Raw genomic sequence first — 22,231 nt, 5'->3', positions numbered from 1 at the left:
GGCTTCAGGACACTCGCCGCTTCATTCCACTTTTCAGTGACTCCCACCATGGAAGCCCTCCTGAATTTCCTGTACATCCCCTTCCTGGGCCACGCCACCTGGCTGTGGCTCGCTTTCCTCGGCATCGTCGTCACCCTGCTGGCGCTGGACCTCGGCGTGCTGCACCGCAAAGAGCGTGAGATCGGCGTGCGCGAAAGCCTGCTGCTGTCGGCCGGCTACATCACCATCGCGCTGATCTTCGGCGCCTGGGTGTGGTGGTACATGGGCGCGCAGCGCGGCATGGAGTACTACACCGGTTTCCTCATCGAGAAGTCGCTGTCCATGGACAACGTCTTCGTGATCGCGCTGATCTTCAGCTACTTCGCCGTGCCGCGGCAGTACCAGCACCGCGTGCTGTTCTGGGGCATCCTGGGCGTGATCGTGCTGCGCGCCATCATGATCGCGCTGGGCGCCACGCTGGTGAGCCAGTTCAGCTGGATCCTCTACCTCTTTGGCGCCTTCCTGGTCATCACCGGCGTGAAGATGTGGATGGTCGCGGACAACATGCCCGACATCGCCAACAACCCGCTGCTGGGCTTCCTGCGCAAGCGCATGCGCGTGACCAACGAACTGCACGGCAACGCCTTCTTCGTGCACCGGCCCGACCCGGCCACCGGCCGCACCGTGCGCTGGGCCACGCCGCTGTTCCTGGCGCTGATCCTGGTCGAGTTCGCCGACCTGATCTTTGCGGTGGACTCCGTGCCGGCGATCTTCGCCATCACCACCGACCCGTTCATCGTCTACACCAGCAACATCTTCGCCATCCTGGGCCTGCGCGCGCTGTACTTCGCGCTGGCCGCCATGATCCACCGCTTCCAGTACCTCAAGTACGCGCTGGCCCTGGTGCTGGTGTTCATCGGCTCCAAGATTTTCCTGGTCGGCATCATCGGCAAGATCCCGCCGGTGATCTCCCTGTCGGTGACCGGCGCGCTGATTGCCGGTGGCGTGCTGTACTCGCTGTACAAGACCCGCGATCGGGCCAGCCCCGCGCCGAGCAAGGCCTGACCTGCCCCCCGGGGCGCCGGTGCGGCGCCTCTGGGACAATCCGGCGCCCATGACCGCGCCGCCCCCGCTGCCCCCCGCTGACCCTGCCGACCCCCGCGCCGACGACACCGGTGAGGGCGCCGGCGGGGAAGGCCGCGGGGCGCTGGCGCGTGAGGCCCTGGCGCTCGGCGCCTTCGATCACGCCGTCGCCCGCACACCGGGCTTTCGCGCCCGCGCGGGCCAGCGAGAGATGGCGGCCTTCATCGCCGAAACGCTGGCCGGTGTGCAGCCGGGGGATGAGACGGTGTCGGGCGAGTCGGCCTGGCCGGCGCGCGGGATCGCGGTCGTGCAGGCCGGGACCGGCGTGGGCAAGTCGGCCGCTTACGCGGCCACGGTGATTCCGCTGGCGCTGGCGCAGAACAAGCGCGTCATCCTGTCCACCGCCACCGTGGCTTTGCAGGAGCAGCTCGTCGGCAAGGACCTGCCCGCGCTCAGCCGCGCGCTGCCGGTGCCCTTCGCCTTCGCGCTGGCCAAAGGCCGCGGCCGCTACGTCTGCCGCCTCAAGCTCGATCAGCTCGCCGGGGACGATGCCGCGCAAACCGCCCACGCCGACCTGTTCGGCGTCGACGAGGGCGCGCCCACCGCCAGCGCCGACACCTGGCAGCAACGCGCCCGCCAGTACACCACCTGGGCGCAAGCGCTCGACCAGGGCGACTGGGACGGCGACCGCGACCGCCTGGACGAGCCGCCCGACGCGGCGCTCTGGGCCCCCGTGGCGGCCGAGCGCCACACCTGCACCGCCCGCCACTGCCCGGCCTACCACGGCTGCAGCTACTACCAGGCCCGCGCCCGGCTCGCCCAGGCGCAGGTCATTGTCGTCAACCACGACCTGCTGCTGTCCACCCTCGGCCTGCACGCGTTGCCGGCGCCGCAGGACTGTTTCCTCGTGTTCGACGAAGCCCACCACCTCGGCGCGGTGGCGCAGGGCCAGTTCACGGCGCAGATGGACCTGATGCGCAGCGGCTGGCTTGACCGCCTGCCGCGCGCGGTGGACGAGGTGGCCAGCGCCATCGCCCACCACCCGGCCGCCGACGTGGCCACGCTGGCCCGCGACCTCAAGACCGCCATCGGCGACCTCGCGCGGCTGGCCATGGCCGACATCGGCGGCCTGCCGGGCTGGGGCGAGCGCCGGCCCGACGCGCCGCCCACCGTGCGCCGCCTGGCCGGTGGCGTGCTGCCCGCCGGCTGGGAGGAGCCGGTCGGCCGCGTGGCGGCGCTGGCCGCTGCCCTGCTCAAGGTGGCGGAGGCGCTGGCCGCGCAGCTCAAGGCCATCGCCCGCGAGGAGCCCGGCGAGGCCACGCGCTGCGCCCAGCTGTACAGCCGCATCGGCGGCTTTGCGCCGCGCCTGCAACACGCCGAGGAAACCGCCCGCCTGTGGCTCTCCGCGCCCGCCGGGGGCGAGCCGCCGCTGGCCAAGTGGCTGGAGGCCGGGGTGCAGCACGGTCTGGTCACCCTCACCGCCCACGCCAGCCCGCTGCAGCCGGGCAGCCTGCTGGCCCACCACCTGTGGAAGCAGGTGCGCGGCGCGGTCGTCACCTCCGCCTCGCTCGTCACGTGCGGCGGCTTTCAGCATTTCCTGCACGAAGCCGGTCTGGCCTGGGACCCGGCCGTGCGCACGCGCGAGGTGGCCAGCCCCTTTGACCACGCGCGCCAGGGCCGTCTGGTGGTGGTGCAGACCGCCGCCGACCCGCGCGACGTGGAGGCCTACACGCGCGAGGTGCTGGCGGCGCTGATGGCCGACCTGCGGGGGGTGCGGCGTGGGGCGCTGGTGTTGTTCACCTCGCGGGCGCAGATGGCGCAGGCCCAGGCCCTGCTGGAGCGCGGGGAACACGCCGACCTGCGACAGCGCGTGCTGGTGCAAGGCGAGGCCGCGCGCGGCCTGCTGTTGCGCCGCCACGCCGACCGCGTGGCCGCGGGCGAGTCCTCCATCCTGTTCGGGCTGCAGTCCTTTGGCGAGGGGCTGGACCTGCCCGGCGAGCTGTGCGAGTGGGTGTTCATCACCAAGCTGCCCTTTGCCTCGCCCAGCGACCCGGTGGGCCAGGCCCGCGCCGACTGGCTCAAGAGCCAGGGCCGTGACCCGTTCAGCGACCTCGTGGTGCCTGCCACGGGCGCCCGCCTGCTGCAGTGGACCGGCCGCGCCCTGCGCAGCGAGACCGACGAGGCCGTGGTGGTCTGCTACGACCCCCGGCTGCTGCGCCAGGCCTACGGGCGGCGCATGCTGCAGGGCCTGCCACCCTACCGCTTGCAGCGCCGCGTCAATGGCGTGCTGGCCGATGTCTGACCCCCCCGGGCGCGCCGCCTGAACGCCGCCGTGCCCCCGTCTTGAACCTTTTGTCACACCTCACCTCTGAACGACCATGCTGTACGCCATCCTCAAACTCATCCACGTCATCGCCATCGTCTTCTGGGTCGGCGGCATGGCCTTCGCCCACTGGTGCCTGCGCCCCGCCGCCGCCGAGCTCGAGCCCGCGCTGCGCCTGCGGCTCATGCACGGCGCGCTCAAGCGCTTCTTCGGCGGCGTCACCGTGGCGGCCGGTCTGGTGCTGGTCACCGGCCTGTGGATGATCGGTCGCGTGGCCAAGGAGACGGTGCAGGCCGGTCTGTCCTTCAACATGCCGCTGGGCTGGACGGTGATGGCGGTCACCGGGGTGCTGATGGTGGCCATCTTTGGCCACATCCGCTTTGCGCTGTTTCGCCGGCTGAGCCGCGCGGTGGAAGCCGCCGACGCGACGGCCGGCGCCGCCGCCCTCGCCTCGATCCGCACCTGGGTGAGCATCAACCTCGGCCTGGGCGTGGCCACCGTGGCCGCCGCGCTGCTGCTGGTCTGAGGCGACCGGCCTCCCGCGGGGTGGGGCGCCGGGACCGGGCTGGGCGCCCGGCCGGATAGGCAGTCTGGTCGCTGATCCCGACCATGTCGGCACGGCGCGCGGTGGACGCGTCGTGGAGCCGACTCATGTCCAAAACCCACGATCATCATTCCCATCCCGAGGTGGCCCTCGTCTTCCAGGGCGGGGGTGCGCTCGGCGCCTTTCAGGCCGGCGTGCTGGAAGGCCTTCACCGCGCCGGCATCGAACCCGATTGGGTGGTGGGGACCTCGATTGGCGCCATCCACGCCGCACTGGTGGCGGGAGGGCCGCCGCAGGAGCGCATGGACCGCATCGATGCCTTCTGGGACCGCATGGCGTTGCCCGGGCTTGGCGGCTCGCCGCTGGCGGCCTGGTTGCGTCCGCTGGCCATCATGACGGGTGGCCTGCCCGGCTTCTTCACGCCGCGGCCGCTGGCGTGGATGGCCGGCGCAGCCATGTACGACACGACACCGATGCGCCGCACCCTGGCCGAGCTGGTGGACACCGAGCGACTGGCCAGTGGACCGATGCGGGTGAGCCTCGGTGCGGTGAATGTGCGCAGTGGCCAGATGCGGTACTTCGACAACCGCCGTGACGAGCTGAACCTGGAGCACGTCATGGCGTCTGGCGCGCTGGCACCAGCCTTTGAGGCCGTCCGCATCGACGGCCAGCCTTACTGGGACGGTGGCCTCTACTCCAACACGCCCATCGAGTGCGTGCTGGACGATCTGCCGCGGCGCAACCTGCTGGTCTTCGCCGTGCACCTGTGGCCCGCCGCCGGCGAGGACCCCGGCTCGCTGCCGGCCGCCGCGCTGCGCCTGAAGGACATCCAGTTCGCCAGCCGGGTGGCCAGCCACATCGAGCGGCACCGCCAGCTGCATGGGTTGCGCCGGCGGATCCGGCTGCTGGCCGAAGTCGTCGGGGCCGACCACCGGCAGCGTGGCGACATTGCCGCCCATCTCAAAGAGGGAGCCGACACCGACATCCACGTGGTGACGCTGGGCCTGGGGCATTTGCCCGGCGACGATGCCTACAAGGACATCGACTTCAGCACCCACGGCATTCGGGCACGGCGCCAGGCCGGACTGGCGGTCATCGAGCACGCCCTGCGCGAGCGGCCCTGGCTGCAAGACCACGATCCCGCCCACGGCATGCACCTGCACGCCTTCCGCGCCTGAGCCCGCCGAGGGCGCCACCCGCGACGCCTTCGTCCCGGCCGCGGGTTTTCCCTGTAAACAGCGCCGTATCACCCGCCCCCCGGGGGTGGGTGAAATACTGCCTGCACGCCCGCCGCCACGAGCGGGCGGTGAATACAGGAGACAACATGCGCGTCATTCCCATCCAAGGGGCAGTGCCCCCCAGCGCCGGCGGCTGCGACGACGACCACGGCGAGGTCCCCAGGCTGGCGTTACCCCTGGCGCGCCGCGATTTCCTCAAGGGCTCCGGCATCCTGATGGGCACGCTGGCCACCGGCACCGTGCTCGCCACCCTCGCCCCCTCGCCGGTGTGGGCGCTGGAGCTCAAGGCCCTGAGCAAGGCCGAGGGGGAAACGCTCATGGCCATGGGCCGCGTGCTGTATCCGCACGAAAAACTGCCCGATGCGGTCTATGCCCTGCTGGCCAAAGACCTCGACGGGAAGGCCGCGGGCGACGCCGGCGCCGCCAAGATGCTCAAGGACGGCGTGGCCGCGCTCGACCAGGCCGCCGGCGGCAACTTCCGCAAGGCCGATGCCCAGAAAAAGCTCGCTGCGGTGAAGTCGCTGGAAGGCCAGCCTTTCTTCGGCACGGTGCGTGGCCAGTGCATCACCTCGCTCTACGACAACGACATGGCCTACGCCACGTTCGGCTATCCCGGCTCGGCCTGGGAAAAAGGCGGCTACATCACGCGCGGCTTCCAGGACCTCAAGTGGCTCCCGGCGCCCAGCAAGGCAGCCAGCCCGCCGGTGGACCTCTGATCCGCCGCGACCCAGAACCCCCCGGAGACAGACAACATGGCGAAATTCGATCTCAACGACGACAGCGTGGTCGTCATCATCGGCTCGGGCGCCGGCGGCGGCACCCTGGCCAACGAACTGGCCCAGAAGGGCATCAAGGTGGTCTGCCTGGAGGCGGGCGCCCAGCAGTCCAACGCGAGCTTCATCAACGACGAGTGGAAATCCTTCAGTCAGCTGGCCTGGCTGGACGCCCGCACCACGTCGGGCAGCTGGCGCGTGGCCAAGGACTTTGCGGGCCTGCCGGCCTGGATCTGCAAGACCGTGGGCGGCACGACCACCCACTGGGCCGGTGCCTCGCTGCGGTTTCAGGAGCACGAGTTCCGCACCCGCACTGTTTATGGCGAGATCAAGGGCGCCAACCTGCTCGACTGGCCGATCACGCTCAAGGAGCTGGAGCCCTACTACAGCAAGGCCGAGGACAAGATGGGTGTCACCCGCACCCACGGCATCCCGGGGCTGCCCGGCAACAACAACTTCAAGGTGATGCACGCCGGCGCCACGAAGCTGGGCTACAAGGACGTGCACACCGGCAACATGGCCATCAACAGCCAGCCGCGTGATGGGCGCGGCCGCTGCATGCAACTGGGCTTCTGTTTCCAGGGCTGCAAGAGTGGCGCCAAGTGGAGCACGCTCTACACCGAGATTCCCCGCGCCGAGGCCACCGGCAACTTCGAATTGCGCAGTGAGAGTCACGTGGCGCGCATCGAACACAACGCGCAGGGCCGCGTCAACGCGGTGGTGTACTTCGACAAGAACAAGAAGGAGCAACGCCAGAAAGCACGCATCGTTTGCGTGGCCGGCAACTCCATCGAGACGCCGCGCCTGCTGCTGCTGTCGGCCAGCAGCCTGTTCAAGGACGGTCTGGCCAACAGCTCCGGTCAGGTCGGCCGCAACTACATGCGCCACATGACCGGCTCGGTGTACGCCGCGTTCAAGAACCCGGTGCACATGTACCGCGGCACCACGATGGCCGGCATCGTGCGTGACGAGGCCGGCCACAACACCAAGCGCGGCTTCGCCGGGGGCTACGAAATGGAGACGCTGGCCCTGGGCCTGCCCTTCATGGCTGCCTTCCTGAACCCCGGCGCGTGGGGCGCGGACTTCGCCTGGTGGATGGAGCGCTACACCCAGCTCGCCGGCATGTGGCTGGTGGGCGAGGACATGCCGCGCGAAACCAACCGCATCACCCTCAACGACAAGGTCAAGGACCAGTGGGGCCTGGCCGCGCCGAACGTGCACTTTGACGACCACGAGAACGACATCGCGATGCGCGAGCACGCGTTCCGCCAGGGCGAGCGCATCTACCAGGCCGCCGGCGCCATCCGCACCTTCCGCACGCCGCCCTACCCCAGCACCCACAACCTGGGCACCTGCCGGATGAGCGCCCGGCCGCAGGACGGGGTGTGCAACAAATGGGGCCAGACCCACGACATCCCCAACCTGTTCATCAGCGACGGCAGCCAGTTCACCACCGGCGGTGCCGAGAACCCGACCCTCACGATCGTGACACTCGCGATCCGTCAGGCGGATTACATTGCCCAGCAGATGACGGCGCGGGCCCTCTGACGCCATCCACCGGAGACCACCATGTGCGAATTCTTCGTCAAGGCCGATCCCATCCAGTACGAGCAGCGTTCGCGCACCGTACGCATGCACGGCGTGCTCACCAGCATCCGGCTGGAGAACATGGTGTGGGACACCCTGGCCGAGATGGCCGAGGACGAGGGCTGCACGACCAACGCCCTGATCGCGCAGTTCCACGACGAAATCCTCGCGCACCGCGGCGAGGTGCCGAACTTTGCGTCCTTCCTGCGGGTCACTTGCATGCGCTACCTGCGTCGCCGCCTGCTCGATGCCGAGCGGGCGCAGACCGGCGGCGCGCTGGCGGTGACCGCGGTCGCGCCGGCCGCCACCGGCACGCACGGTCGACCCGCGCCGGCGCGGGTCTCGCCGCTGCGTCCCCGACCTTGACCTTGACCCCCTTCAGCACGATGGCTTTTCACACCGAATCCCAGCCGGGCGTTTGCAACGCCCCTGACGCCGCCACGCGCGGCTTTGTGTTCAACCACAGCATGCTGCGCGTGAAGGACCCGGCGGTCTCGCTGGACTTCTACACCCGCGTGATGGGCATGCGCCTGCTGCGCAAGCTTGACTTCCCCGAGATGAAGTTCTCGCTCTTCTTTCTCGCGCGGCCCGAGGACGGCGCCGCGCCCGAGGACGTCGGCGATCGCACGGCCTGGACCTTCAGCCAGCGCGGCGTGCTCGAACTCACCCACAACTGGGGCACGGAAGCGCAGCCCGACTTCAAGTACCACGACGGCAACGCCCAGCCGCAAGGCTTCGGCCACATTTGCTTCTCGGTACCCGACCTCGACGCGGCCGTCGCCTGGTTTGATCAGAACAGCGTGACCTACGTCAAACGGCCCGATCAGGGCAAGATGAAGGACGTGGCTTTCATCAAGGACCCCGACGGCTACTGGATCGAGATCGTCGAGCCCGGCCGGCTCAAGGCACTCGGGCGCTGATCGGCACGCCCGGCGGCAGCAGCCGCTCGCCCCCGGCGCGCCGCCACAGCCAGTCCAGCGCGGCGTCCAGGTCATCGCCGCGTCCGCCGGCGCCTTGCGCGGGCACCGGCGCGCGGCCGTCGCCGAGGTCGAAGCGGAACACGTAGTTCGGCTCCTGTCCCATGCGCAGGTCGGTGATGAAGTAACGCCCGTCCTCGCGGTCGAGCGCGTAGAAGCCGTGGCTGAAGGCGGCGATGCGCCGCGCCCGGTCGTTGTCCTGCAGCGCGGGCCACAGCGCCATGCCGCGGTCGTGGCGGGTCCAGTCGATGCGCGGCTCGGCGTCGAGCAGGCTGCGGTGGCCCTCGTAATAGTGGGTCGGCGTGGTCGCCACCACGCGCCAGAGCACCGTGTTGAAGGGCGCCGGCGTGACCAGCAGCCGCTCGGCGGTGATGCCCTGCGCCGCCAGTGAGGCGCGCGCCACGCGCTCGACCTGCTGTTGCGCCACCACGCTCCAGCCCAGGTAGGCGGTGCTCAGCGCCAGGCCGGCGAGGTTCCAGCGCAGGCCGCTGGGTGCGCGCAGCGCCGCCACCACGCCCACGATCAGCGGGACGGTGTACGCCGGGTCGATGATGAACACGCTGCCCACGCCGTAGGGGTGGTCGCTGAAGGGCTGCAGCAGCTGCGTGCCGTAGACCGTCATGGTGTCGAGCAGCGGGTGGGTGATGAGCGCCAGCCACAGGGCCAGCCACCAGCGGCCCAGCCGGTCGCGTTCGCCGTGGCAGCGCGCGGCGATCCAGGCGAGCACCGGCGCGGCCAGCGTGAGGAAGAACAAGGCGTGGCTCTCGGCGCGGTGCAGCACCATGTTGAGCACCGCGTCGCCGTGGTCGATGAGGGCGTCGAGATCGGGGAGCGTGCCGGCGATGCCGCCCCACAGGGCGGCTTTCCACGCGGCCGTGCGCCGGCCCATCACGGCCACGGTCACGGCCGAGCCGAGCGCGATCTGCGTCAGGGAATCCATGCGGTAAGAGCGCTCAGGCGGCCACGATCAGGCGCGCTTCACCGCGCCAGCCGTCGGAGCCGGGTTGCAGGGAGAGGGTCAGTGCGGCGCGGCCGGCTTCGTCCAGGCGGCGGAACAGGAAGTCGCGCTCGTTGGACGGCTCACCGGCGACGTAGAGCTGCGTGGTGAGCAGCGCGCGCGGCCCGCGCCAGACCTTCACGTGCAGGTGGGGCGTGCGTCCGGGGTAGGGCGCGGGGCGCAGGGTGCGGAAGGCAAAGCCGCCGTCGCGGGCGGTGCGGGCGCGGCCGAAGCCCTGGAAGTCCGGGTCGGCGCGGCCGCCGTCGCGCGGGTGATGGTAATGACCCGCCGCGTCGCATTGCCAGAGATCGACCAGCGCGCCGTCGACGGGCCGGCCGTCGGGGTCGAGCAGGGTGCCGCGCAGCGCCAGCACCTCCCCGCCGCGCGTGCGCCGCGCGCCGACGGCGAGCAGGTCGCTGTCGTGGTCGGCCGGCAGCGCGTCGGGGTAGAAGGGCCCCTCGGCTTGCGACGGGGTCAGCGCCAGCCGACCGGCGGCGCGGGCGGGCGTGAGCCAGCCGGGCAGGGCGAGTGCGGCGGCGGCGCCGATCAGCAGCCGACGGCCGGGCTGGGGCAGGTAGGGGTGGGGTGCGGACGGCATGGGCGCTTGGAAAGCCTCGCGGGGGCGGAGTTCCGGGCGCTGCGCGGTCAGGCGTGGCGTGTCACGCGTTCGGCCGGCTCGACGACATCCAGGCGATCAGGGACGAGCGCATCGCCTCCTCCACCGACATGTCGATCGGCGTGACCCACTCGCGCGGCACGAACACGGTGTAGCCGCCGATCATGTAGCCCATCGGCAGGTAGACCGCGATCTGGTCGAGCTGGCCCAGCGCGCCGGGCAGGCCATCGAAGGACTGCCGCGTGACCAGACCGACGATGGACATCGGCTGGTCGGGCGACTTCAGCAGCACCACCTGTTGCGCGTCCTTTTCGTGGGGCGCGAAGTAGTCGGCGAAGTTCTTCAGCGACGAGTAGATGCTTTTGACGACCGGCAGGTTGGTGAACGGCAGCTCCACCCACGACAGCAGCCGCGCCACCACCGGCTGCGACACCAGCACGCCCAGCCCAAAGATCGCCAGCGTGCCCAGCAGGATGCCCAGCCCGGGCAGGTAGAAGTCGCCAATGATCGGGCGGATGGCCCGCATCGCCAGCGTCTCGGTCCACACCACGAACAGGTAGAGCACGTAGATCGTCAACGCCACCGGCAGGAAGGTGATGAGGCCGCGCAGGAAATATTGGGTGAGGTGTTTCATGGGGTGACCCAGGGCGGGACGCAGGGAGGCCGGGGAGCATAGCAGCGCCATCGGCGGGGCTTGTGACAGCGCACAATGGCCCCACTTGAGCACCCACACGGCCCACCGGGCCGGAACTTGCGGGCTCGCCTGGGCTCTGTCGACCATGACCGTGTTTTCCGATGCGCTGGGCCGCCTGCTGCGCGGCGTGCTGCGGCTGGGCCTGGCCCTGGCGGCGGCGGTGTTCGTCCTCAGCCTGATCGCGGCTTCGCTGATCGCGGTGCTGGGGGTGTCGCTGTGGTCGCTGGTGACCGGGCGCAAGCCGGCGCCGGTGGTGGTGTTCCAGCGCATGCGCGAGGCGCAGCGCCGCTACGCCGCGGGCGCGTTCCGCCCGTCCTCCGGTGCTTCGCGCGCGCCGGGTGCTTCGGCCGACATCGTGGATGTGCAGGCGACCGAGGTGGTCGACAGCGGCCCACGGCTCGGCCGCTGAGTCCTCAGGTCGCGTCGCCGTCGTCCCCGGCCGCGTCGCCACGCAGGCGCAGTGCCTCGTCATAGAGTGCGTTGCGCGGCTGTCCGGTCACGTCCGCCACCACCTTCACCGCCGCTTTCACCGGCAGTTCCTGCAGCAGCCGGGCCAGCAGCCGACGCGTGCTGTCGTCCAGCCCGGTCGCCGCGACGGCCACCGCGGCCGGGTGCACCAGCAGCGCAAATTCGCCGCGCGTGCGGTGCGGGTGGGCGGTCAGCCAGGCTGGCAGTGCCTGGGCCGCCAGCGTGGCCACCTCTTCAAACTGCTTGGTCAGCTCGCGGCCGACCGTCACGCCGCGCTCTCCCAGCGAGGCCAGGTCGGCCGCCAGCGCTTCGATGCGGTGCGGTGCCTCCAGCAGCGCGTGGGCGCGCGGGTCGCCAGCCAGCGCCTGCACGGCGCGGGCGCGCTCGGCGGCCTTGGCTGGCAGAAAGCCGTGGAAAACGAAGCGCCCGTCCCAGCCCGCCGCGCCGGCCACGCTGATCAGCGCCGTCAGCGCGCTCGGCCCGGGCACCGGCACGCAGCGCAGCCCTGCCGTCTGCGCCGCCGCGACCAGCCGCGCGCCCGGGTCGCTCAGCCCCGGCGTGCCGGCGTCGCTCACGTACGCCACGCGCTCGCCCCGCTGCAGCCGCGCCACCACCGCCACCGCCGCTTCGGCCTCGTTGTGCTCGTGCACCGCGATCAGCGGCCGATGCAGGCCCAGGTGCTGCAACAGCGCGGCGGTGTGGCGCGTGTCCTCGCAGGCCACGGCATCCACGAGCGACAGCACATGCAACGCCCGCAGACCGATGTCGGCGAGGTTGCCGATCGGCGTGGCCACGGTATAGAGCGCACCGGCCGGATAGTCTTGGTGGGCGGCCGCCTGGGCCGCGGCGCTGGACAACGAGGGGAGTGACACGTGGCGGGTTCTCGGCAGCACTCAGGCAGCGGCATGACCACCACCGCGCGCGGCAACGCCGGCGAAGACCGGGCGCTGGCGCACCTGCAGGCGCAGGGCCTGCGGCTGGTGGCGCGCAATTTTCGCACCCCCGGGCGCGGCGGCGGCGAGGTGGACCTGATCCTGCGCGAGCGCGACGGCACATTGGTGTTCGTGGAAGTGCGTCAGCGCGCAAGCGCCGCGGCTGGCGGGGCCGGCGCCAGCATCACCGCCCTCAAGCAGCGCCGGGTCGTGCTGGCGGCGCGCCACTTCCTGATGCGTCTGGGAGCCACACCGCCATGCCGCTTTGACGCGGTGCTGATCGAAGGCGGTGATCTGCGCTGGGTGCGCGCCGCCTTCGACGCCGGCGACGCCGTTTGAGACCGCGGCGTCCGGCCCGGGGCGCCGCGCGACCCCGCCGGGCGATGCGCCGCCACCGGCGCAGGACCGCCGAAGCCACGGCCCGGGTCTGCCGGGGCGTAGACTGTCCGTGATGGCCACCCCGCGAACCGCGCCCCCCTCGACGCCTGCGCCGCATCCCGGCCCCCGGGTGGTGGGGATCGGGGCTTCTGCAGGCGGTCTCGCTGCGCTGCAGGCCTTTCTCAGGAGCGTGCCGGTCGCCAGCGGTTGGGCGTGTGTGGTGGTCCAGCACCTGGACCCCACGCACAAGGCGCTGCTGGCCGTGCTGCTGCAGCGGGTGACGTCCATGACGGTGGAGGAGGCGGTGGATGGTGCGGTCATGCAGGCCGACCGTGTCTATGTCATTCCGCCCGACCGGGAACTGGTCGTCCAGGGCCGCACGCTCGCGCTGCTGTCGCCATCCGAGCCGCGTGGCCTGCGGCGTCCCGTGGATCGTCTGTTTGAGTCGCTGGCGGCGGAATATGGCCGTCAGGCCATCGGCGTCGTGCTGTCGGGCATGGGCGCCGACGGCACGCGGGGTGTCGAGGCCATTCGCGCGGCGGGAGGTTTGACGCTGGCGCAGGCGCCTGCGTCTGCCCAGTACCCCGCCATGCCCGCGAGTGCGCTGGACAGCGGGTGCATCGACATCCAGGCGCCTGCCGCCGATCTGCCCATCCGACTGATGCAAGCCATCGCGGCCGCCGCTGCGCCCACCGCGGTGGCGGCCACAGCGCCGCACCCGCCTGACGCGCTCGCGCTGCAGGACGACGAGGCCAGCCTGCTGGCGCTGCTGCGCCTGCTCAGCGAACGCATCGGGCATGACCTGTCGGAATACAAGCCCAGCACCGTGCGCCGCCGCATCGAGCGGCGCCTCGCCGCGCACGGTCTGGACAGCCTGCAGGCCTACGGGCGGTTTGCGCGCGACAACCCCACCGAACTCGACATCCTGTTCAAGGAGTTGCTGATTGGCGTGACCCGGTTCTTCCGCGACCCGGAAGCGTGGGAGGAATTGCGCTTGAGGGTCCTGCCTTCGCTGGTGGCCCGAGCGCGACCAAACCTGCCGCTGCGGGCCTGGGTCGTGGGTTGCTCGACGGGTGAGGAGGCCTACACGCTGGCGATGGTGTACGCGGAGTTCGTGGCCGCGCGCGGGCCCGACGCCGGCGTGGCGCCGCGGCTCCAGATCTTTGCGAGCGACCTCAGCCCCGAGGCGATTTCGGTCGCCCGCCGGGGACGTTACGGTCCGCAGGTGGCTGCCGAGGTCGGGCCCGAGCGGCTGCAGCGCTTCTTTCGCCGTCAGGGCGGCGACTGGATTGTCGACAAGCGCATCCGCGACATGGTGCTGTTTGCCCAACACGATGTGATCATCGACCCGCCCTTCACCCAGCTGGACTTTTTGTCCTGCCGTAACCTGCTCATTTATTTCAACGCGAGTTTGCAGCGGCGGCTGCTGCCGCTCTTCGGCTACTGCCTTCGCCCCGGCGGCGCGCTCTTGCTGGGCGGTTCCGAGACGGTGGGCAACGCGCAGAGCTTCTTCCAGCCCGTGAATCCGAAATCGCGCCTGTACTGGCGCAGCGACGATGCCGTGCTGGTGGGTGACGTGGATTTCCCCGTCCGCCCGAAGAACACGGCCCGCACCATTTCCAAGGACACCAGCGTGCCTACACAGACGCCCTCCTCCGCCAGCCTTCAGATGCTTGCCGAACAGACGCTCTTGCAGGCCTTTGCGCCCGCGGCGGTTCTGGTGAACGAGCAGGGCGATTTGTTGTACGTCCATGGCAGCGTCGGGGCGTACCTGGAGCCGGCTGCCGGCCGGGCCAACTGGAACATCCACGCGATGGCCCGACCGCGCCTGCGCAGCCACATTGCGGTGGCCCTGCGCGAGGCAATGCGCACGGCCAAGGCGGTCGATGTGCCCGACCTGCGGCTGGACGACGGTGGTGAGCAGCCTGGCGTCAGCCTCACGATCACGCCCGTCGTGGGCGGATCGCCCGAGGCCCCCGGCGCTCCGGGGGTGTTGATGGTGGCGTTCCGCCCGGTCCCACTGGCGCCTGTCCGCCCCAGTCCGGACGGCGCCAGCGCGGACGCGCTGCCCGGGGCGCTGTGCGATGAACTCGAGCGCTGCAAGGCGGAGATTCAGGCGCTGCGCCTGGAGATGACGGCTTCGGCAGAGGAGCTGCAGGCCGCCAACGAGGCTTTGCAGTCGATCAACGAAGAGCTGCAGTCGGCCAACGAGGAGCTCACCACCTCGAAAGAGGAGTCTCAGTCCATGAATGAGGAGCTGCAGACCCTCAACCAGGAACTGCAGGCCAAGCTGGACGATCTTGCGCTGGCGCACAGCGACATGCAGAACCTGCTCAACAGCACCGACATCGCGACGCTGTTTCTGGACAACGAGTTGCAAGTCCGGCGCTTCACCGAGCAGATCACCCGGCTGATCCACCTCCGCGAAAGTGACGTTGGGCGGCCGCTGAGCGACCTGGCCAGCACGCTCAATTACCCCGAGCTCACAGCCGATGCCCGGCAGACCCTGCGCACGCTCACGTTCACGGAAAAAGAAATCACCACGACCGACGGGCATTGGTATATGGTGAGGATCAAGCCGTACCGGACCTTGTCCGATCAGATCCAGGGAGTGGTCATCACCTTCATCGACATCACCGCGGCGAAGGTGCTCGAGTCAAAGCTGCGTCATGCATAACGCCGCTCACCCATCATCTGAAGACCCCCGATGAGTCCCAACGACTTCGCCGAAATCCTCCCCCAGCTCCGCCAGCGGGCGGTGGACAGCCTGGCGCAGGGCTGCATTCCGAACCCCGGTCGCTACAACTCGTCCGAGGCGCTTCGGGTCCTGTGTCGCCTCGCGCTTGAACAAAGCACCGCTTCGGACGCCCTGGCGCTGTTGCACGAACTGCAGGTGCACCAGGTCGAGCTGGAACTGCAGAACGAGGAACTCGTGGCGTCCCGCCTCGCCGCAGAGGAAGCCGCGAGGCAGCAGGCCTTTCTGTTCGACCGGGCTCCGATGGGGTACCTGCTGATCGACGACCACGGTGTGATCCGCAAGGCAAACCAGGCCGCAGCCGACCTGCTCGGCGTTGAACGCTTGACGCTGTGCGGTGTACCGCTGTCGGTGTTGCTGACCCCGCAGAGTCATGCCACCTTGCTGGCGATGGTTGCCCGCGTGGTGGTCGGCACGCCGTCCGAGACCCGTGTGCTTCATGCGCTGCCGGGCACCCGGGGCGCTGGCGAATTTCACGCCACGGTGGGTCGCAACGCGCAGGCCACGGGGTGCCTGCTGGCCCTGATGGCGCCGCCGTCGGCCTGAGCCTCGGGCCGGCGCGACGGTCAATGCCGGGCGGCGTCTTGGTCGGTTCCGGGCCGGCCGCGGCGTTCATGCCAGACGGCCTTCATCAGGGCATAGGCGCCGACCGCCAGGCAGGCCAATGCCACCACGCCAAGGACACGGCCCGGCGCGTGGCGCGGGTTCTCGGCCGCTGATGCTCCGTTGTTCGGTGGTGTTGTTGACGGTGCCGGCTGGGCGCCTGGTCTTCGATACGCCCGCCAGACCGCTGCCGCCACGGGCCACCACGCGGTGCGCCCAGCCCCCCGCACCAGCGAGGCCCACCAGCCGGCGTCTTCTGAGCGGCTGTGCGCCGCCAGCGCGAGCAGGCAGCGCTCCCGGCTGCGCTGCAACCGCTCCAGGGCATCGGCGACCGTGTTCATCACCCGCGGGCGTGGCGCAGCCAGTCGGCGTCGCGCGCCCACTGTTCCCGCAGCAGCGACCATGTGTCGCCACCCGGGCCCGCGCGTGCACCGAGCCAAGCCAGCGCACCGCCGCAGACGATGGGCACCCCGCACACCACCAGCGCCGTGGAGTACAGGCCCGGCCCGCGGCCGGCCGATGCCGTCACCCAGTCCGGCGGCAGTGCGGCCCACAGCAGCACAGCGACCCCTGCCAGGGTCAGTCCCACCGCGACCAGCGTGAGAGCGCCGAACTGGCACAACAGCTGGCGGCGCAGCCGGTGGGCGTCTCGGTCCAGCCCCGCCGCCAGCAGCCCGGCATAGGCGCCACCCCAGTCGGACAGCAGATCCGGTCGCGACAGGGCCAGGCGCAGCAGCGGATGGATCAACGCCCGCCTCCGGCGTGGCGGCCCACCAGCGACACCAGCCCCGCCACGACCGCGCCCGCGGCCGCGGCCACCAGGACCGAGGCCAGCGGATGCTGCTGCACGTAGTGCGTGGTGGCGTCGCGGGCGCGTTCGGAGCGGTGCTTCACCGCATCCCATCGCTGTTGCGCGGCTTCTTCTGTGTCGTGCAGGAGGTGTCGCAGGGCATCGCTGCCCGTCGTGCGCAAGGCATCCGACGAGGGCTCGGTGTGGCCTGCGACCTGGTGGGCGGGTGTCCGGTCGACCAGGGCGCCGCGTTCGGCATAGGGCCCGGAGGCCGGCGTGGTCGTGGAGGCGTCGGCGGTGTGGGACAGGGTGGTGCGGTTCATGAGGTGTCTCCTGGGTGGGGAAGGGTGGTGTTGAGCGCGCGCACGGCGTCACTTCAGGCGCATGTCGTTGCGCACCGATCGCACACCGGCGACGCCTTGGGCGACCCGCACGGCGGTGGCGATGTCGGCCTGGGTGCTGACGAAGCCGCTGAGTTGCACCACGCCTTTGAAGGTCTCGACATTGATTTCGGCCGACTTCAGGGTGGCTTCGTTGAGGATGGCGGCCTTCACCTTCGCGGTGATGGCGGTGTCGTCCAGATACTGGCCCGTGCTTTCCTGCGTGGGCGTGGACTGGCAGGCCGTCAGCCCGGTCAGTCCGGCCAGGACAACCACGGACAGGGCCAGAGCGGCGGGAAGTTGTCTTGCTTGCATGGTGTTCCTTCGGCGGTGGGGTGGGGGGTCGACCCGTCGGCAGCTGGGCCGCGGGAGCGACGAGCCCACTGTGAGCGTCTGTGCCCGCGGCGTCTGTGCGTCAGCGAACGGAATCGCGTTTGCCGACACGCGGCCTCCTGGCCCCGGCGGTGGCTGATCGCCCGCTCAGGTGGTCGACCAGATGACCGATCGGTCGGCGTGGCTCGCTTCCTCCAACAGCGCGATCAGCGGGACGATGCGCTGCGACAGGCGGATGTCCGGATCGAGGTAGAGCTCTCCGGCCTGATCCCCCCGGTAGGCCTCCGTCTCCAGCTTGCGCAGCGCCCGGTCTTCCGTGGCGGCTGCCCGCAGCACGGCGATGGCCGCCGGCAGCTGGTCCGTGCTGAAAATGCCCTGCGACGACACTGACTTGCCTGTCAGCCGAAGCGCTGCCTCGGCATCGCCGCGGAGCATGACAAGATCGCCAGTGGCTTGTGACTTGAATCGGTACAGCATGAACGGCTCCTCGTTGGGGATATGACGGGGGAAGGTCCCGGGCTGGGTTGGTCTGTGGCGATGGCTGAGCGTGGCGCGCTGCACGGCGCATGGCTCCGGGGCAGCCACCACCCCGCCGCGCGCTCGGACTTGTCTCGCTGCCTCATGGCACAGGCCCGGGCAGCAGCTTGCGGTGCAAGGCGAGATCCGCCCGGTAGCAGCGACAGGCCCGGAGCGCCAGCGCGGCCCGGTCGATCACGGTGACCGCGCCGCGGTGGTAATGGATCAGGCCGCTTTGCTGCAGCTCGCTGGCCGCGAGGGTCACACCCACGCGACGGACCCCCAGCAGGCCGGCCAGCGCTTCCTGTGTCATGTGCACCGGTTCCGTCGGGGTGCGGTCGTGGCACATCAGGAGCCAGCGCGCCAGCCGCGGACCCACGGCGTGCAAGCGCTGGCAGGCCAGCGCCAGCGCCTGCTGGTGCCAGCGAACCAGCAACGCCGTGTGCAGCAGGATCCGCAGCGACGGACTGCTGGCGCAGGTGTCCGCCAGCGCGGTGGCGCCGATGCGCCATCCCTGGCACTGCCCGTGCGCCACGGCCTGCCAAGGCGGTGCGTGGTCGCCCAGCAGAATCTCACCCCCCAGCACACTCTCCCGCCCGATCATCGCGACCTCCATGCGCGGGTAGCGATCCCAGTCGATCACCAGCGAGAAGCAGCCGCTGGCGGGAAAGTAGGCATGGGCGGCCGGTTTTGCCGGCTCTGGGGAACAGCCCGGGGGCGTGAGCTCGTAAGGCTCGCACCGCGCCAGCAGCCGGTGGCGTTCCATCGACGGCAGTCGCCCGATCAGCAGGTTTTCAGTGCGGCGCATGGGCATCCTCGGACACGGTGGGGACCCCGGTACGAAAGACGACGGTCGCAGAACCTTTGTCACGCCCGTCCCGGGAACCCCAGTGTGAAGACCCGCGTCCGGTTCGACTGTTCGTCAGCGCACACAGCCGCTGGCGGCCAGCGGTCGGTCGCGGCGCGGCCGTGTCCTGATGGTCAGACGGCCAGGCGGTGCGGCAGCAGGCGGTCGTATTCCTGCTTCACGACCCCGTAGCACTCGCACACGCGTTTCTCAAGCGCCCCGCGGTCCAGCACCGTGATGTGTCCCCGGGCATAGCGGATGATGCCCTGCCGCTGCAACTTGAGTGCCGCCTCGGTGACCCCTTCACGCCGCACGCCGAGCATGTTGGCGATCAGTTCCTGCGTCATGACCAATTCCGGGCCGCTCAACCGGTCCAGGCTCAGCAGCAGCCAGCGGCAGAGTTGCTGGTCCAGGGTGTGGTGCCGGTTGCACACCGCGGTCTGCGCCATCTGGGTGATCAGCGCCTGGGTGTAGCGCAACAGCAGGTGCATCACCGGACCCGACTGGTTGAACTCGTCCTTGATCCAATGGGCGCTGATCCGGTAACCCTGGCCTGCGCTCTGGACCACCGCACGGCTGGGGGTGGTGTCCCCCCCCATGAAAACCGCAACCCCGACGATGCCTTCGTTCCCCACCACGGCAATCTCGGCCGACGCGCCATCCGCCATGACATACAGCAGCGACACGATCGCCGTGGTCGGCAGATACACGTGGCTCATCGGTGCGCCCGACTCATACAGGACCTTCCCCAGCGGCAGCTCCACCGGCTCGAGGTGGGGCGCGATCCGTGCCCATTCGGTTGGTGGAATCGAAGCCAGCAGCGCGTTTGCGGACTGGTCAAGCCTGAAATCCATCGGTGTTTCCCTCGGATTCATCGGGGCGGGGTCCTATCGGGTGGGTCGCCCCCGAGTCTATGTCTGCCCGACGTTTTCGTATGTTCGATATCGAACATACGTGACGGTGCGGTTCGGGTAGAGGGTCCTCGCCGGCCTGCCCGCCCCCAGCGGCGCATCGATCACATGGGCTGACCTTCGGTCGAGGGACGGGTGAACCGTCGGGCGATCGCGGAGTCAGAGCACAGGCCACGCGCTCCCCGCCCGCACGCCGTCGCCACGCCGGCGGGCGCTTCACACCCGGCCGCTATCATCAAGCCCATGCTTTTGCAACGGATCCAGCAGCAATTCATCGACAGCGCCGACCTCAAGTACCAGTGTGCCCAGTCGTTGGCGCCCGCCGTGGAGGCCGCCACCGGCGCTCTGCTGGCCAGCGTCACGGGCGGCGGCAAGGTGCTGGCCTGCGGCAACGGCCCGTCCGCTGCGGCCGCGCAGCAGTTCGTGGCCCATTTCGTGGGGCGCTTCGAACGCGATCGGCCTGAGCTGGCCGCGCTCGTGCTTTCGGCCGACGCGACCGCGCTCACCGCCATCGCGCAGTCCTTTGAGCCCCGCTCCGTTTACGCACGGCCCGTGCGTGCCCTCGGTCAGGCCGGCGACGTGCTGCTGCTGGTGGCCGACACCGGGCAGGCCGGCAACCTGCTTGCCGCGGCCGAGGCCGCGCACGAGCGCGACATGACCGTGATCGCCCTCACCGGTGCGCGCGGGGGCGCCCTGGCCGGGCGTCTGCGCGACACCGATGTTCACATCTGCGTGCCGTCCGATTCGCCGGCACGCATTCTTGAGGTCCACCAACTCGTGCTGCATTGCCTGTGCGACGGCGTGGATGCCCAGCTGCTTGGTCTTCCCGAAGACCCAGCAGCCGAACCGGAGAACCCCGCATGACCACCCTCAACCGCTTTCCCGCCCGCCTCGCTGCCCTGGCCCTGGCCGCCGCCAGCCTCGGCGGTGCATTGTCTGCCTGTGCGCCGCTCGTGGTCGGTGGTGCCGTCGGCACCGCCCTCGTGGCGGTGGACCGCCGCACCTCCGGCGCGCAGCTCGACGACCAGGGCATCGAACTGCGCGCGGCCAACCGCATCAAGGAGCAGTTCGGCGAGCGCGCGAACATCAGCGTGACCAGCTACAACCGCCAGGTGCTCCTGACCGGCGAAGCCGCCAGCGAGGCGACGAAGGCCGACATCGAGCGCGTGGTGGCCGGCGTGGACAACGTGCGCAGCATCGTCAACGAAATCGGTGTGGTCAACACGCCGCCCCTGAGCGAGCGCACCAACGACTCGCTCATCACCGGCAAGGTGAAGGCCGGTTTTGTCGATGCCAAGGACCTCTCGGCCGTGGCCTTCAAGGTCACCACACGCCGCGGCACGGTGTATCTGATGGGCCGTGTCACGCAGCGCGAAGCCGCGCGCGCCACCGACATCGCCCGCAACACCTCGGGTGTGCAGCGCGTGGTGCGGGTGTTCGAAATCCTGACCGAGGAAGAGCTGGCGCGCCTGGCGTCGCCGGTGAAAGCCGAGGAGCAGAAGGCCCAGCAGCCCCAGCCGCCCCGTCCGGCGAACTGAGCGGGCCCGCGGCACCACGGCGGGGTGCCGTGGCGCCGTGGCGCCGCGGCGGCGGGTCAGCGCAGGCGCTTGATCAGGCTGGAGGTGTCGAAGCGCTGGCCGCCCATGGCCTGCACATCGGCGTAGAACTGGTCCACCAGCGCCGTCACCGGCAGACGCGCGCCGTTGCGCTTGGCCTCGTCCAGCACCAGGCCCAGGTCCTTGCGCATCCAGTCCACCGCGAAGCCGAAGTTGAACTGGTCGGCCACCATCGTCTTGCCGCGGTTGTCCATCTGCCAGCTCTGGGCGGCGCCCTTGCCGATCACGTCCAGCACCAGATTCATGTCGAGGCCGGCTTTCTGGCCGAAGGCGATGGCCTCGGACAGGCCTTGCACCAGCCCGGCGATGGCGATCTGGTTGACCATCTTGGTGAGCTGACCCGCACCGCTGGCACCCATGAGCGTGAAGGCGCGCGAGAAGGCCATGGCCACCGGCTTGACCGTGTCGAAGGCCGCGGCGTCGCCACCGCACATGACCGTCAGCAGGCCGTTTTCCGCGCCGGCCTGACCACCGGACACCGGCGCGTCGACAAAGGCGATCCCCAATGCCTTGGCCGCGCCGTACAGCTCGCGCGCCACGTCGGCCGACGCGGTGGTGTGGTCCACGAACACGGCACCCGGCTTCATGCCGGCGAAAGCGCCGTCGGCCCCCAGGGTGACCGCGCGCAGGTCATCGTCGTTGCCCACGCAGGCGAACACGATGTCCGCCCCGGCCGCGGCCTCGCGCGGCGTGGTGCGAAAGGCGCCGCCGTGGCGCTGCGCCCAGGCCTCGGCCTTCGCGGCGGTGCGGTTGTAGACCGTGACCTGGTGCCCCGCGGCGGCCAGGTGCCCCGCCATCGGGCTGCCCATCACGCCCAGGCCAAGAAAAGCGACGCGGCGCGACGGGGTGGGTTCGTAGGTTTTCGGGTTCAAGCGGGGTCTCCTTTGGATG

Annotated in this window: 26 protein-coding genes; 14 read left to right on the top strand and 12 right to left on the bottom strand. The window is 70.2% G+C overall.

Translation table 11 applies throughout. The features are described from left to right. The first annotated feature begins 48 nt into the window (after positions 1-48). The 8 genes from AC2D80_RS12150 (at position 49) to gloA (ending at position 8,447) form a co-directional block, all read left to right on the top strand. The gene (locus tag AC2D80_RS12150) at positions 49-1,044 is read left to right on the top strand and encodes a TerC family protein (RefSeq protein ID WP_484633277.1); all 996 of its coding nucleotides are present in this window, start codon (positions 49-51) and stop codon (positions 1,042-1,044) included. Positions 1,045-1,093: 49 nt separating this feature from the next. Then, positions 1,094-3,364, top strand: a complete 2,271-nt coding sequence (gene dinG / locus AC2D80_RS12145; protein WP_484633276.1) for an ATP-dependent DNA helicase DinG — start codon at positions 1,094-1,096, stop codon at positions 3,362-3,364. Between the two features lie 76 nt (positions 3,365-3,440). Continuing rightward, positions 3,441-3,911 (top strand): CopD family protein, encoded by a 471-nt coding sequence (locus AC2D80_RS12140; RefSeq protein ID WP_484633275.1) that lies wholly within the window; start codon positions 3,441-3,443, stop codon positions 3,909-3,911. 125 nt (positions 3,912-4,036) lie between these two features. Next, positions 4,037-5,107 (top strand): patatin-like phospholipase family protein, encoded by a 1,071-nt coding sequence (locus AC2D80_RS12135; RefSeq protein ID WP_484633274.1) that lies wholly within the window; start codon positions 4,037-4,039, stop codon positions 5,105-5,107. A gap of 146 nt (positions 5,108-5,253) precedes the next feature. Then, entirely contained in the window at positions 5,254-5,883 is a 630-nt protein-coding gene (locus AC2D80_RS12130) for a twin-arginine translocation signal domain-containing protein (protein WP_484633273.1), read from the top strand. 36 nt (positions 5,884-5,919) lie between these two features. Further along, positions 5,920-7,488, top strand: coding sequence for a GMC family oxidoreductase (locus AC2D80_RS12125; RefSeq protein WP_484633272.1), 1,569 nt, complete (start codon positions 5,920-5,922; stop codon positions 7,486-7,488). Between the two features lie 21 nt (positions 7,489-7,509). After that, positions 7,510-7,893 carry a ribbon-helix-helix domain-containing protein gene (locus AC2D80_RS12120; protein ID WP_484633271.1) on the top strand — a complete coding sequence of 128 codons (384 nt, stop codon included), beginning with the start codon at positions 7,510-7,512 and terminating at the stop codon, positions 7,891-7,893. Between the two features lie 20 nt (positions 7,894-7,913). After that, on the top strand, positions 7,914-8,447 hold the full coding sequence (gene gloA, locus AC2D80_RS12115) for a lactoylglutathione lyase (RefSeq protein ID WP_484633270.1): 534 nt from the start codon (positions 7,914-7,916) through the stop codon (positions 8,445-8,447). Here the strand turns inward: gloA and AC2D80_RS12110 are convergent. From AC2D80_RS12110 to AC2D80_RS12100, 3 genes are all read right to left on the bottom strand, one after another. Continuing rightward, the gene (locus tag AC2D80_RS12110; RefSeq protein WP_484633269.1) at positions 8,428-9,444 is read right to left on the bottom strand and encodes a metal-dependent hydrolase; all 1,017 of its coding nucleotides are present in this window, start codon (positions 9,442-9,444) and stop codon (positions 8,428-8,430) included. The two genes, gloA and AC2D80_RS12110, sit on opposite strands and share 20 nt — an antisense overlap. A 13-nt stretch (positions 9,445-9,457) precedes the next feature. Beyond that, the gene (locus AC2D80_RS12105) at positions 9,458-10,099 is read right to left on the bottom strand and encodes a dioxygenase family protein (RefSeq protein WP_484633268.1); all 642 of its coding nucleotides are present in this window, start codon (positions 10,097-10,099) and stop codon (positions 9,458-9,460) included. A gap of 61 nt (positions 10,100-10,160) precedes the next feature. After that, complete coding sequence (locus AC2D80_RS12100) at positions 10,161-10,751, bottom strand: DUF502 domain-containing protein (RefSeq protein WP_484633267.1); 591 nt, start codon at positions 10,749-10,751, stop codon at positions 10,161-10,163. A gap of 145 nt (positions 10,752-10,896) precedes the next feature. On the opposite strand from AC2D80_RS12100, the gene AC2D80_RS12095 reads away from it, so the two are divergent. Next, on the top strand, positions 10,897-11,220 hold the full coding sequence (locus AC2D80_RS12095) for a hypothetical protein (protein ID WP_484633266.1): 324 nt from the start codon (positions 10,897-10,899) through the stop codon (positions 11,218-11,220). Between the two features lie 4 nt (positions 11,221-11,224). Here AC2D80_RS12095 and rsmI read toward each other — a convergent pair whose 3' ends face one another. Further along, entirely contained in the window at positions 11,225-12,151 is a 927-nt protein-coding gene (rsmI, locus tag AC2D80_RS12090) for a 16S rRNA (cytidine(1402)-2'-O)-methyltransferase (RefSeq protein WP_484633265.1), read from the bottom strand. 33 nt (positions 12,152-12,184) lie between these two features. Here rsmI and AC2D80_RS12085 point away from each other — a divergent pair, with 33 nt between their 5' ends. The 3 genes from AC2D80_RS12085 to AC2D80_RS12075 all read left to right on the top strand — a co-directional run bounded on the left by AC2D80_RS12085 (position 12,185) and on the right by AC2D80_RS12075 (position 15,890). Next, positions 12,185-12,550, top strand: coding sequence for a YraN family protein (locus tag AC2D80_RS12085; protein WP_484633264.1), 366 nt, complete (start codon positions 12,185-12,187; stop codon positions 12,548-12,550). A gap of 112 nt (positions 12,551-12,662) precedes the next feature. Then, a complete protein-coding gene (locus tag AC2D80_RS12080; protein WP_484633263.1) occupies positions 12,663-15,266 on the top strand; it encodes a chemotaxis protein CheB in 2,604 nt (867 codons plus the stop codon). Positions 15,267-15,296: 30 nt separating this feature from the next. Further along, a complete protein-coding gene (locus AC2D80_RS12075; protein WP_484633262.1) occupies positions 15,297-15,890 on the top strand; it encodes a PAS domain-containing protein in 594 nt (197 codons plus the stop codon). A gap of 20 nt (positions 15,891-15,910) precedes the next feature. Here the strand turns inward: AC2D80_RS12075 and AC2D80_RS12070 are convergent, their stop codons facing one another. From AC2D80_RS12070 to AC2D80_RS12040, 7 genes are all read right to left on the bottom strand, one after another. Beyond that, positions 15,911-16,288 carry a hypothetical protein gene (locus AC2D80_RS12070; protein WP_484633261.1) on the bottom strand — a complete coding sequence of 126 codons (378 nt, stop codon included), beginning with the start codon at positions 16,286-16,288 and terminating at the stop codon, positions 15,911-15,913. Beyond that, the gene (locus AC2D80_RS12065) at positions 16,288-16,695 is read right to left on the bottom strand and encodes a hypothetical protein (RefSeq protein ID WP_484633260.1); all 408 of its coding nucleotides are present in this window, start codon (positions 16,693-16,695) and stop codon (positions 16,288-16,290) included. Before AC2D80_RS12065 ends, AC2D80_RS12070 begins: the two co-directional genes overlap by 1 nt. Then, a complete protein-coding gene (locus AC2D80_RS12060) occupies positions 16,692-17,060 on the bottom strand; it encodes a hypothetical protein (protein ID WP_484633259.1) in 369 nt (122 codons plus the stop codon). Before AC2D80_RS12060 ends, AC2D80_RS12065 begins: the two co-directional genes overlap by 4 nt. A gap of 48 nt (positions 17,061-17,108) precedes the next feature. Further along, positions 17,109-17,432 carry a BON domain-containing protein gene (locus tag AC2D80_RS12055; RefSeq protein WP_484633258.1) on the bottom strand — a complete coding sequence of 108 codons (324 nt, stop codon included), beginning with the start codon at positions 17,430-17,432 and terminating at the stop codon, positions 17,109-17,111. A gap of 165 nt (positions 17,433-17,597) precedes the next feature. Beyond that, complete coding sequence (locus AC2D80_RS12050) at positions 17,598-17,927, bottom strand: DUF1840 family protein (RefSeq protein WP_484633257.1); 330 nt, start codon at positions 17,925-17,927, stop codon at positions 17,598-17,600. A 142-nt stretch (positions 17,928-18,069) separates the two neighbouring features. Next, positions 18,070-18,774, bottom strand: a complete 705-nt coding sequence (locus AC2D80_RS12045; protein WP_484633256.1) for a Crp/Fnr family transcriptional regulator — start codon at positions 18,772-18,774, stop codon at positions 18,070-18,072. Positions 18,775-18,947: 173 nt separating this feature from the next. Further along, entirely contained in the window at positions 18,948-19,667 is a 720-nt protein-coding gene (locus AC2D80_RS12040) for a Crp/Fnr family transcriptional regulator (RefSeq protein ID WP_484633255.1), read from the bottom strand. Positions 19,668-19,967: 300 nt separating this feature from the next. Between AC2D80_RS12040 and AC2D80_RS12035 the strand changes: the two genes are divergently transcribed. Both AC2D80_RS12035 and AC2D80_RS12030 read left to right on the top strand, forming a co-directional pair. Beyond that, positions 19,968-20,588: an SIS domain-containing protein gene (locus AC2D80_RS12035; RefSeq protein WP_484633254.1), complete on the top strand. Its 621-nt coding sequence runs from the start codon at positions 19,968-19,970 to the stop codon at positions 20,586-20,588. Next, positions 20,585-21,262, top strand: coding sequence for a BON domain-containing protein (locus AC2D80_RS12030; RefSeq protein ID WP_484633253.1), 678 nt, complete (start codon positions 20,585-20,587; stop codon positions 21,260-21,262). Before AC2D80_RS12035 ends, AC2D80_RS12030 begins: the two co-directional genes overlap by 4 nt. A 56-nt stretch (positions 21,263-21,318) precedes the next feature. On the opposite strand, the gene AC2D80_RS12025 is transcribed toward AC2D80_RS12030, so the two are convergent. Next, positions 21,319-22,212 (bottom strand): NAD(P)-dependent oxidoreductase, encoded by an 894-nt coding sequence (locus AC2D80_RS12025; protein WP_484633252.1) that lies wholly within the window; start codon positions 22,210-22,212, stop codon positions 21,319-21,321. Between the last annotated feature and the right edge of the window lie 19 nt (positions 22,213-22,231).

This window comes from Hydrogenophaga sp. T66, assembly GCF_057219855.1.
The sequence above is the reverse complement of the archived record's forward strand: the minus strand, read 5'-3'. Positions and strand labels throughout refer to the sequence as shown.

Excerpts from the sequence above, each read along its gene's own strand:
- AC2D80_RS12150 (WP_484633277.1), top strand. The coding sequence starts at position 49 with ATGGAAGCCCTCCTGAATTTCCTGTACATCCCCTTCCTGGGCCACGCC.
- AC2D80_RS12070 (WP_484633261.1), bottom strand. The coding sequence starts at position 16,288 with ATGAACACGGTCGCCGATGCCCTGGAGCGGTTGCAGCGCAGCCGGGAG.
- AC2D80_RS12055 (WP_484633258.1), bottom strand. The coding sequence starts at position 17,432 with ATGCAAGCAAGACAACTTCCCGCCGCTCTGGCCCTGTCCGTGGTTGTC.
- dinG (WP_484633276.1), top strand. The coding sequence starts at position 1,094 with ATGACCGCGCCGCCCCCGCTGCCCCCCGCTGACCCTGCCGACCCCCGC.
- gloA (WP_484633270.1), top strand. The coding sequence starts at position 7,914 with ATGGCTTTTCACACCGAATCCCAGCCGGGCGTTTGCAACGCCCCTGAC.
- AC2D80_RS12075 (WP_484633262.1), top strand. The coding sequence starts at position 15,297 with ATGAGTCCCAACGACTTCGCCGAAATCCTCCCCCAGCTCCGCCAGCGG.
- AC2D80_RS12045 (WP_484633256.1), bottom strand. The coding sequence starts at position 18,774 with ATGCGCCGCACTGAAAACCTGCTGATCGGGCGACTGCCGTCGATGGAA.
- AC2D80_RS12140 (WP_484633275.1), top strand. The coding sequence starts at position 3,441 with ATGCTGTACGCCATCCTCAAACTCATCCACGTCATCGCCATCGTCTTC.
- AC2D80_RS12085 (WP_484633264.1), top strand. The coding sequence starts at position 12,185 with ATGACCACCACCGCGCGCGGCAACGCCGGCGAAGACCGGGCGCTGGCG.
- AC2D80_RS12040 (WP_484633255.1), bottom strand. The coding sequence starts at position 19,667 with ATGGATTTCAGGCTTGACCAGTCCGCAAACGCGCTGCTGGCTTCGATT.
- AC2D80_RS12050 (WP_484633257.1), bottom strand. The coding sequence starts at position 17,927 with ATGCTGTACCGATTCAAGTCACAAGCCACTGGCGATCTTGTCATGCTC.
- AC2D80_RS12035 (WP_484633254.1), top strand. The coding sequence starts at position 19,968 with ATGCTTTTGCAACGGATCCAGCAGCAATTCATCGACAGCGCCGACCTC.
- AC2D80_RS12130 (WP_484633273.1), top strand. The coding sequence starts at position 5,254 with ATGCGCGTCATTCCCATCCAAGGGGCAGTGCCCCCCAGCGCCGGCGGC.
- AC2D80_RS12125 (WP_484633272.1), top strand. The coding sequence starts at position 5,920 with ATGGCGAAATTCGATCTCAACGACGACAGCGTGGTCGTCATCATCGGC.
- AC2D80_RS12095 (WP_484633266.1), top strand. The coding sequence starts at position 10,897 with ATGACCGTGTTTTCCGATGCGCTGGGCCGCCTGCTGCGCGGCGTGCTG.
- AC2D80_RS12030 (WP_484633253.1), top strand. The coding sequence starts at position 20,585 with ATGACCACCCTCAACCGCTTTCCCGCCCGCCTCGCTGCCCTGGCCCTG.
- AC2D80_RS12080 (WP_484633263.1), top strand. The coding sequence starts at position 12,663 with ATGGCCACCCCGCGAACCGCGCCCCCCTCGACGCCTGCGCCGCATCCC.
- AC2D80_RS12135 (WP_484633274.1), top strand. The coding sequence starts at position 4,037 with ATGTCCAAAACCCACGATCATCATTCCCATCCCGAGGTGGCCCTCGTC.
- AC2D80_RS12060 (WP_484633259.1), bottom strand. The coding sequence starts at position 17,060 with ATGAACCGCACCACCCTGTCCCACACCGCCGACGCCTCCACGACCACG.
- AC2D80_RS12100 (WP_484633267.1), bottom strand. The coding sequence starts at position 10,751 with ATGAAACACCTCACCCAATATTTCCTGCGCGGCCTCATCACCTTCCTG.
- AC2D80_RS12105 (WP_484633268.1), bottom strand. The coding sequence starts at position 10,099 with ATGCCGTCCGCACCCCACCCCTACCTGCCCCAGCCCGGCCGTCGGCTG.
- AC2D80_RS12110 (WP_484633269.1), bottom strand. The coding sequence starts at position 9,444 with ATGGATTCCCTGACGCAGATCGCGCTCGGCTCGGCCGTGACCGTGGCC.
- AC2D80_RS12120 (WP_484633271.1), top strand. The coding sequence starts at position 7,510 with ATGTGCGAATTCTTCGTCAAGGCCGATCCCATCCAGTACGAGCAGCGT.